Source organism: Mycobacterium sp., assembly GCF_036488105.1.
Classification (GTDB): domain Bacteria; phylum Actinomycetota; class Actinomycetes; order Mycobacteriales; family Mycobacteriaceae; genus Mycobacterium.
Genome location: NZ_DASXHW010000457.1, coordinates 1 through 7,469 on the forward strand (window position 1 = coordinate 1; position 7,469 = coordinate 7,469).

Here is a 7,469-nt window from a genome sequence, read left to right on the forward strand (position 1 = left end):
GCTCATGGTCGCGGTGGAATCGCTCACTCGTGAGCGTGGCGGCGAACTGATCGAAATCGCAGTCGACGGTGCGGACGCCGATGCGCATCGGTTCTACGAGCGACACGGTTACACCAGCACGGAAGACGGGAAAGAGCAGCCCAGCTTCTACTACTCTCGCTCCGTCTGAGGGTCAGCGCTCCGCGGCGAACGCCCGCAGGTTGGCCAATTGCGCGGAATCCAGTGAGGGATGGACATTTTCGCGCGCGGTCGCGACGTCGGCCGCGGTGATCTCGGCGGCGTCGACCGAGCGGCGCATCGCGGTGAGCGCGGCCTCGCGCAGCAGCGCAACGCAGTCGGCGGCGCTGTAGCCGTCCAGGTCGGCCGCCAAGGCATCCAGATCCACATCGTGCAGTGGAATGGACTTGCCGGCGGCGCGCAGAATGTCGGCTCGCGCTTGCGCATCGGGCGGCTCGACGAACACCAGCTTCTCCAGCCGACCTGGCCGCAGCAGACCCGGATCGATCAGATCCGGCCGGTTGGTGGCCCCGACCACCACGACATCGCGCATCGGCTCGATGCCGTCGAGCTCGGTGAGCAGCGCCGCCACCACCCGGTCGGTGACACCGGAGTCGAAGCTCTGACCGCGCCGCGGCGCCAGCGCGTCGACCTCGTCGAGGAAGACCAGCGACGGCGCGGAATCGCGTGCCCGGCCGAACAGCTCGCGAACCGCTTTCTCCGAGGAGCCGACCCACTTGTCCATCAGCTCTGAGCCTTTGACGGCGTGCACGGACAGCCGCCCGGTGCTGGCCAGTGCGCGGACCACGAACGTCTTGCCATAGCCCGGCGGGCCATAGAGCAGCACGCCTCGCGGCGGCTGGACACCGAGCCGAGCGAACGTGTCGGGATGCTGCAGTGGCCACAGCACCGCCTCGGTCAACGCCTGCTTGGTTTCCACCATGTCGCCGACGTCGTCGAGGGTGATCGAACCGACCGACACCTCCATCGCGGCCGAGCGTGACAGCGGCCGGATCACACTCAAAGCGCCGACCAGGTCGGCCTGAGTGAGCTTCGGTTCGTTGCCGTCGGAACTGGCCCGGGCCGCCGCGCGCAACGCCGCCTCACGTACCAGCGCGGCCAGATCGGCGACCACGAAACCGGGTGTGCGGTCGGCGATCTCGCTGAGGTTGAGTTCCTCGGTGGGAACCCGGGCCAGCAGGCCCTGCAGCAGCGCCGTGCGGGTCGGCCCATCGGGCAGACTGAGCACCAGCTCCCGGTCGCACAGATCGGGGGCGCGCAGCCGCGAGTCGAGGTTCTCCGGCACCGACGACGTGACGATCACCGCGACGCGCGGGGCGGCGACCGCTTTGCGAAGCTCCGAGAGAATCAGCGTCGCAACGGGTTCGGCGGTGGCGGGCAGCAGCGCGTCGACGTCGGCGACCAGCAGGACTCCGCCGCCATCGCACGCCTTGGTCACCGACGCGGTGACCCGTTGCAGGCGGTCGTCGGCGGCCAGCGCGCCGACCTCGGGGCTGTCGAGTTCGACCAGTCGTCGGTCGGCGCAGACCGCCCGCACCAGCGGCGTCTTGCCGACACCGGCGGGTCCGGATACCAGCACGCCCAAATTGGTTGCGGCGCCGAGTGTTTGTAGAAGGTGCGGCTCGTCGAGTGCAAGCTTGAGCCATTCGGTCAACTTGGCCGCCTGCGCGCTGACACCCTTGAGATCGTTCACGGTGAGCTGCGGCGCTTTGACGGTGACCGGTTGCTCAACGGCGCCGGCCGCGACACCGTTACCCCAGGTGACCAATGAATTCGGTTGCACGCTCACCGGTCCGGTGGGATCCACGCCGGTGACGGTCAACAGCTCCGACGTCCAGCTGATGCCCACCGCGGAGGCCAGCGCACGCGTCGCAGCCGACGTCGAGGTGCCCGGCCCCAAATCCCGCGGCAACAGCGACACCGCATCGCCGACGGTTAACACCTTGCCCAGCAAGGCTTGTCGCAAAGTGTTCGAGGCTAGCGACTGGGAGGTGAGCGTCGAGCCGCTCAGCGTCACCGACCTGGCGCCGTACACCGTGGCGGCGACCACGATCACGGCCGCGTCCTCGCTCAACCCGGCGTTGGACAGCGTCACGTCGTCGAGCAGCACGGTGCCGATCGGGGTCTGCGGGCCGGCTATGCCCGCGACCGCCGTCGTCGTGCGCGACCCGGTCAGCGACACCGCATCCCATTCCCGAATGCCAAGGGCGGCAATGGCGTTGGGGTGCAGCCGGATCACGCCGCGGCGAGAGTCGACGGCCGAGGTGTTCAGCCGAGCTGTCAGAGTGAGCCGGGCGGGTGACGTCATGTCCGGCCGGTGGGCCTGCGCAGTCCCAGTCGCGCCATCGATCGACGGCTGGGCTGCGCCCGGCGGATCGCACGCCGGGTGGCGCGCCGCTGCTTGGGTTTCTCACCCCACGCTTCGGGATGTGCCGCCAGCCAATGATGGCTGCGCACCGAGAACGGGATGTAGCAAAGGTAGGCGGCGATCATCACCATGATCAGGATGTAGGGGAACAGGAACGCGGCGGCCGCGACGATGGTCAGCCCGGCCAGCAGCAGCGCGGCCAGATTCGGCGGCACCGAGACGGCGTGCATCTTGCGCATCGGGAGCCGGCTCACCAACAGCAGCGAGCAGCCCACCAGCCATGTGCAGACGAACCACGGCGACGTCCACCAGCCCGCGCCGAACTGCAGCTTGGCGGCCAGCGGGCCGAGTGCACAGATCGCGCCGGCCGGCGCCGGCACACCGACGAAGAACTCCCGCGCGAACGACGGCTGGCTGGCGTCGTCGAGCAGCGCGTTAAACCTGGCCAGCCGCAACACGATTGACACCGCATACAGCAGGACCACTACCCAGCCCGCCGCCAACGCGGGCAACATCGACACGTAAACCACCACCGCGGGGGCGACCCCGAAGTTCACCGCGTCGGCCAGCGAGTCGATCTCCTCGCCCATCCGCGACTCGGCATCCAGCGCGCGGGCCACTCGGCCGTCGAGCCCGTCGAGGATTGCGGCGGCGGCGATCAGCGCGATCGCCACGTGAGGCTGACCCTCCAGAGCGAACCGGATCGAGGTCAGCCCGGCGCAGATCGCCAGCACGCTCATCGAGCTGGGCAGGATGCGCAGGTTGACCACTCGCCTGCCGCGCGGCCTGGTAATCAGCGCCACTCCTCCCTATCGTTTCGCGCTTCGTCCCCCGCAAGCGGGAGGTGCCCCCACTGCATCGTCGTCGGCGCGGTGATCACCGCAGCTGCGCCAACACCGTCTCGCCGGCCACCGCGCGTTGGCCGATGCTGACCGACACCTCGGCGCCGGCGGGCAGATAGGTGTCCAGCCGTGACCCGAATCGGATCAAGCCATAGGTGTCACCGATCGAAAGCTTGTCGCCCGCGCGAACATCGCAGACGATCCGGCGCGCCAACAGACCTGCGATTTGCACGGCGACGATCTCCACGCCGTCCTCGGTCCGGATCCGTACGCTATTGCGTTCGTTGTCGTCGCTGGCCTCGGGGAGGTCGGCCGAGCCGAACAGACCCGGCCGGTGCTGTACGGCGATCACTTCGCCGCTCACCGGCGCCCGCTGCACGTGGGCGTCGAACAGCGACAGGAAGATGCTGATCCGGGTGAGTTCTGCCTCACCCATCTCCAATTCGGGCGGCGGAGCAGCCGATTCGATGAGGCACACCAAGCCGTCGGCGGGCGCGACGACGACGCCGGGCCGGGTCGGCGGCACCCGCGGCGGGTGCCGGAAGAAGCCGGCACAGGCTCCGGCGGCCAGCAGGCCGGCCCGGCGCAGCCAACGAGAGCGGCGGCCGACCAGTGCCAAACCCAACCCCGCCGAAATGAACGGGAGTCCGGCCGGGTGGACGGGCGGAACGGTCGAGCGCACCAGCGACAGCAGATGCTGCGGGCTGACCGTCGGATTTTCGTCGGTCAAGCGGGGACGTCGTGCCACGCGGTTATCTTACGGAGCCCCGGCGGCCGTCAGACCGGATACGTGACGCCGGTCAATTCTTCCGACACCGTCCACAGCCGGTGTTGCACGTCTTCGTCGTGCGACTGTGCGCTCGAGGACACCAGCTTGGGGTGTCCGCGCTGCTCACCCAGGCCGTCGGGGCCGTAGTACTGCCCGCCCTCGACGTCCGGGTCGGTGGCGGCGCGCAGCGTGGGCAACGCACCCATCGCCGCGTTCTGAGACAGCAGCGGGCCGAGCAGCACGACGGCGGGTTTGAAAACGACAGGCAGGTTGCGAGCCAGCTCGGTGTTGGAGAGGCCCGGGTGGGCGGCCAGCGCGGCGGTGGTCGGCCGATCCCGGGCGGCCAGCCGGCGCTGCAGTTCGTAAGTGAACTGCAGGTTGGCCAGCTTCGACTGCCCGTAGGCGGCGACCCGGTCGTAGCCGTGTTCCCATTGCAGATCGTCGAAATGGATCGCGGCGCGGATTCGGTGGCGCGTGCTGCTGACGGTCACCACTCGCGAGCCCCGCACCGGCAGCAGGTTGTCCAGCAATAATCCGGTCAGCGCGAAGTGGCCCAGATGGTTGGTGCCGAACTGCATTTCAAACCCGTCGGCGGTGAGCTGCTTGGGGGTCCACATCACCCCGGCGTTGTTGATAAGTAGGTCGATGCGCAGGTAGGTCTTGCGCAGCGCCGCGGCGGCGGCGCGCACCGAGGCCAGCGAGCTGAGGTCGATTTCCTGCAGCGTGACGTCGGCGTCCGGACAGGCGGCGACGATGCGCGCCAGCGCGAGGTTGCCCTTCTCCAGATCGCGCACCGCCAGGACGACGTGGGCGCCGGCCTGGGCCAGCGCGGCCGCCGTGTGGTAGCCGAGGCCGGTATTTGCGCCGGTGACAACCGCGACGCGCCCGCGCTGGTCCGGTATGTCGTCCGTGGTCCATTTGTTGTTGGAACTCATCGGGGGAAACGATACTCATTCACGTTCTCGGCCGACGTGTCGGTGCAATCCGCTTTCACGTGGGTGGCATCCTCGATGGCGTGGACAACCGCACCCCTGGCCCGCCGGTCTCAGGCATGGTCGATCCCGCCCATCCGCCCAGCCGGCGCGCGCCGCTGCGATGGGCGATCGGCGGCGTCATTCCGTGGCTGCTGCTGGCCGCCGGTCAGGCGGTGTGGTTCGAATTCGACAAGCGACTGCCGTGGCTGCACATCCTGCTCGGCGTCGGCACCGTGCTGGGCGCGGTGATCTCGCTGGCCGTCGTCCCGATGTGGCGATATCGGGTGCACCGGTGGGAGATTGGCCCGCAGGCGGTGTACACCCGCACCGGATGGCTGGTCCAGGAAAGGCGGATCGCGCCGATCTCGCGGGTGCAGACCGTCGACACCTACCGTGGCCCGTTGGACCAGTTGTTCGGCCTGGCCAACGTCACCGTCACCACCGCCTCCTCGGCGGGCGCGGTGCACATCGTCGCGCTCGACGTGGACGTCGCCGACCACGTCGTCGCGCAATTGACCGACATCGCGGCGATCGGCGCCGAGGACGCAACGTGACGATCGCCGCTGGGCCGGCTCAAATCGCCTGGCAGCGGCTGAGTCCCAGGATGCTGCTGGTTCACCCGGTGCATGAGCTGCTGCGCGAACTCCCATGGCTGATCGGCGCGATCGTGCTGGGTACGACCACCGGCAACCAGTCCTGGACAGTGGCTGTGCTGGCGTACACCGTGGTGATCGGCGTGGCACGCTGGTACACCACCAGTTACCGCATCGACACCGACCCGCAGTTGGGCCAACTGCAACTGCGGTCCGGTCTCCTGCAGCGCAAAGTATTGTCGTTGCCGATCAACCGGATTCGTTCGGTGCAGAGCGATGCGCGGTTGCTGCATCGCCTGATGGGCCTGGCCGTGGTGCGCGTGAACACCGGCCAAGATGCCAAGGGCGAGAGCGGGTCCGGGGTCTTCGAGCTGAACGCCGTCCTGGCCGGCGAGGTGCCCCGGCTGCGGGCGATTCTGCTGGCCGGCTCGGCGCAGCACGTCGATGCGCCGACCGAGGAGCCCTCGGCGAGCGGCGTGGTGCTGGCTCGCTGGCAGCCGTCGTGGCTGAGGTATTCGCCGCTGAGTGTGTCCGGCCTGCTGTCGCTGGCCGCCGTGGCCGGGGTGCTGCACAAGAGCGGATTCGTTGGGCCGCTGCAGCATTCGTGGCCGGTCGAGTCAGCGATTGCCGCTGCCCAGCGGTTGGGGACGACGAGCACCGTCGAGCTTGTCGGCGGGGTGATTCTGCTGGCTTCGGTGCTACTCGCAATGTTGAGGTCGCTGCTCACCTATGGAAACCTGGTGCTGCTGCGTCAGGGGGACGTTCTGCATTTGCGGCACGGCCTGTTGCGTCTGCGTGAGCGCGCCTACGACATGAGCAGGCTGCGCGGGGGAACGTTGCGGCAACCGTTGTTGGTGCGACTGCTCGGTGGCGGCCGCCTGGACGCGGTGATGACCGGTGTGCACGGCGCCGGTGAGGCGTCGGTGCTGCTGCCGCCGTGTCCCGTGTCGACCGCCGAATCGGTGCTGATCGGGCTGGTCGGCGATCGGGATGTCGTCACCGGCCCGCTGCGCGGTCACGGCCGCCGCGCGGCGACCCGACGTTGGACACGGGCCTTGGGGATTCCGGTCATGATCGGTGTCGCGCTGGCGGGAATGAGTGTGGTTGCCGGGAAATCCGTTGTACCCGTGTGGGTGTGGCCGGCATGGATCGCGCTCATTGCATGGTGCGCGTTGCTGGCAGCCGACCGGGTGAGCGCGCTCGGGCACCGGGTTCACAATGGCTGGTTGGTGATCCGGGCCGGCAGCGTGGAACGACGCCGCGACTGCCTCGCGACCGCGGGCATTATCAGCTGGACCGTGCGGCAGTCGCCGTTTCAGCGCCGCGCGGGGGTCGCCACTCTGGTGGCGGCCACTGCGGCGGGCGTCAAGCGTTATCCGTTGATCGACGTGCCGGAAGATCTGGTCTGGGCGGTTGCGGCCGAAGCGTCGCCGTGGGTGGCCGCCAGTATCTGGGCGGTCCGCTAAGCGCTCAGCCTGCGCACCGCCTCGATGCGGGCCGCAAGCTGTTCGCTGGTGGCCGCTGCCACCGGTGGGCCGCCGCAGAGTCGACGCAATTCGTTGTGAATCCAACCGTGCGGCTTGCCAATTCGGTAGTGCGCCGCTGTTACCAACGCGTTGAGTTCGCGACGGAGGTCACGCAGTTGTCCGTGCCGGGTAACCGGCTCCGGCGTGACCGCGCGGCGGTCGAACTGCTGTTCCTGGTGGCGGCGCAGCAGGTCGCGCATCTGTGCGGGATCCAAAAGGCCTGGGATGCCTAGGTAGTCGGCCTCTTCGTCGCTGCCGGCGGGAGTCGCGGTGCCGAACGACGAGCCGTCGAAGATGACCTGATCCAGTTCGGCGTCGGCGCCCAGCGACTCAAAACTGTTCTCGATCTCGGACGGCTCGTCCTGACGACGTTGCGCCT

The 7,469-nt window shown here is 68.7% G+C and carries 6 protein-coding genes and 1 pseudogene; 2 read left to right on the top strand and 5 right to left on the bottom strand.

Annotated elements, in window-relative coordinates; genetic code table 11:
• Window positions 1–172 precede the first annotated feature (172 nt).
• The 4 genes from VGH54_RS23990 to VGH54_RS24005 form a co-directional block, all read right to left on the bottom strand.
• Window positions 173–2,326, bottom strand: coding sequence for an AAA family ATPase (locus VGH54_RS23990; RefSeq protein WP_331514619.1), 2,154 nt, complete (start codon window positions 2,324–2,326; stop codon window positions 173–175).
• Window positions 2,323–3,183, bottom strand: coding sequence for a phosphatidylcholine/phosphatidylserine synthase (locus VGH54_RS23995; protein WP_331514621.1), 861 nt, complete (start codon window positions 3,181–3,183; stop codon window positions 2,323–2,325). Before VGH54_RS23995 ends, VGH54_RS23990 begins: the two co-directional genes overlap by 4 nt.
• Before the next feature lie 79 nt (window positions 3,184–3,262).
• Complete coding sequence (locus VGH54_RS24000; RefSeq protein WP_414688783.1) at window positions 3,263–3,976, bottom strand: phosphatidylserine decarboxylase; 714 nt, start codon at window positions 3,974–3,976, stop codon at window positions 3,263–3,265.
• Between the two features lie 29 nt (window positions 3,977–4,005).
• Complete coding sequence (locus VGH54_RS24005) at window positions 4,006–4,932, bottom strand: SDR family NAD(P)-dependent oxidoreductase (RefSeq protein ID WP_331514620.1); 927 nt, start codon at window positions 4,930–4,932, stop codon at window positions 4,006–4,008.
• Between the two features lie 116 nt (window positions 4,933–5,048).
• Between VGH54_RS24005 and VGH54_RS24010 the strand changes: the two genes are divergently transcribed.
• Both VGH54_RS24010 and VGH54_RS24015 read left to right on the top strand, forming a co-directional pair.
• Window positions 5,049–5,525 carry a PH domain-containing protein gene (locus VGH54_RS24010; protein ID WP_331514623.1) on the top strand — a complete coding sequence of 159 codons (477 nt, stop codon included), beginning with the start codon at window positions 5,049–5,051 and terminating at the stop codon, window positions 5,523–5,525.
• A gap of 50 nt (window positions 5,526–5,575) precedes the next feature.
• Entirely contained in the window at window positions 5,576–7,030 is a 1,455-nt protein-coding gene (locus tag VGH54_RS24015) for a PH domain-containing protein (RefSeq protein WP_331514624.1), read from the top strand.
• Here the strand turns inward: VGH54_RS24015 and VGH54_RS24020 are convergent.
• A pseudogene (locus tag VGH54_RS24020) lies at window positions 7,027–7,469 on the bottom strand (RNA helicase); the annotation flags it as partial. The gene VGH54_RS24015 and the pseudogene VGH54_RS24020 sit on opposite strands and share 4 nt — an antisense overlap.

Coding starts and splice junctions, on each gene's coding strand:
- VGH54_RS24005 (WP_331514620.1), bottom strand. CDS start 4,932: ATGAGTTCCAACAACAAATGGACCACGGACGACATACCGGACCAGCGC.
- VGH54_RS24010 (WP_331514623.1), top strand. CDS start 5,049: ATGGTCGATCCCGCCCATCCGCCCAGCCGGCGCGCGCCGCTGCGATGG.
- VGH54_RS23990 (WP_331514619.1), bottom strand. CDS start 2,326: ATGACGTCACCCGCCCGGCTCACTCTGACAGCTCGGCTGAACACCTCG.
- VGH54_RS24015 (WP_331514624.1), top strand. CDS start 5,576: ATGCTGCTGGTTCACCCGGTGCATGAGCTGCTGCGCGAACTCCCATGG.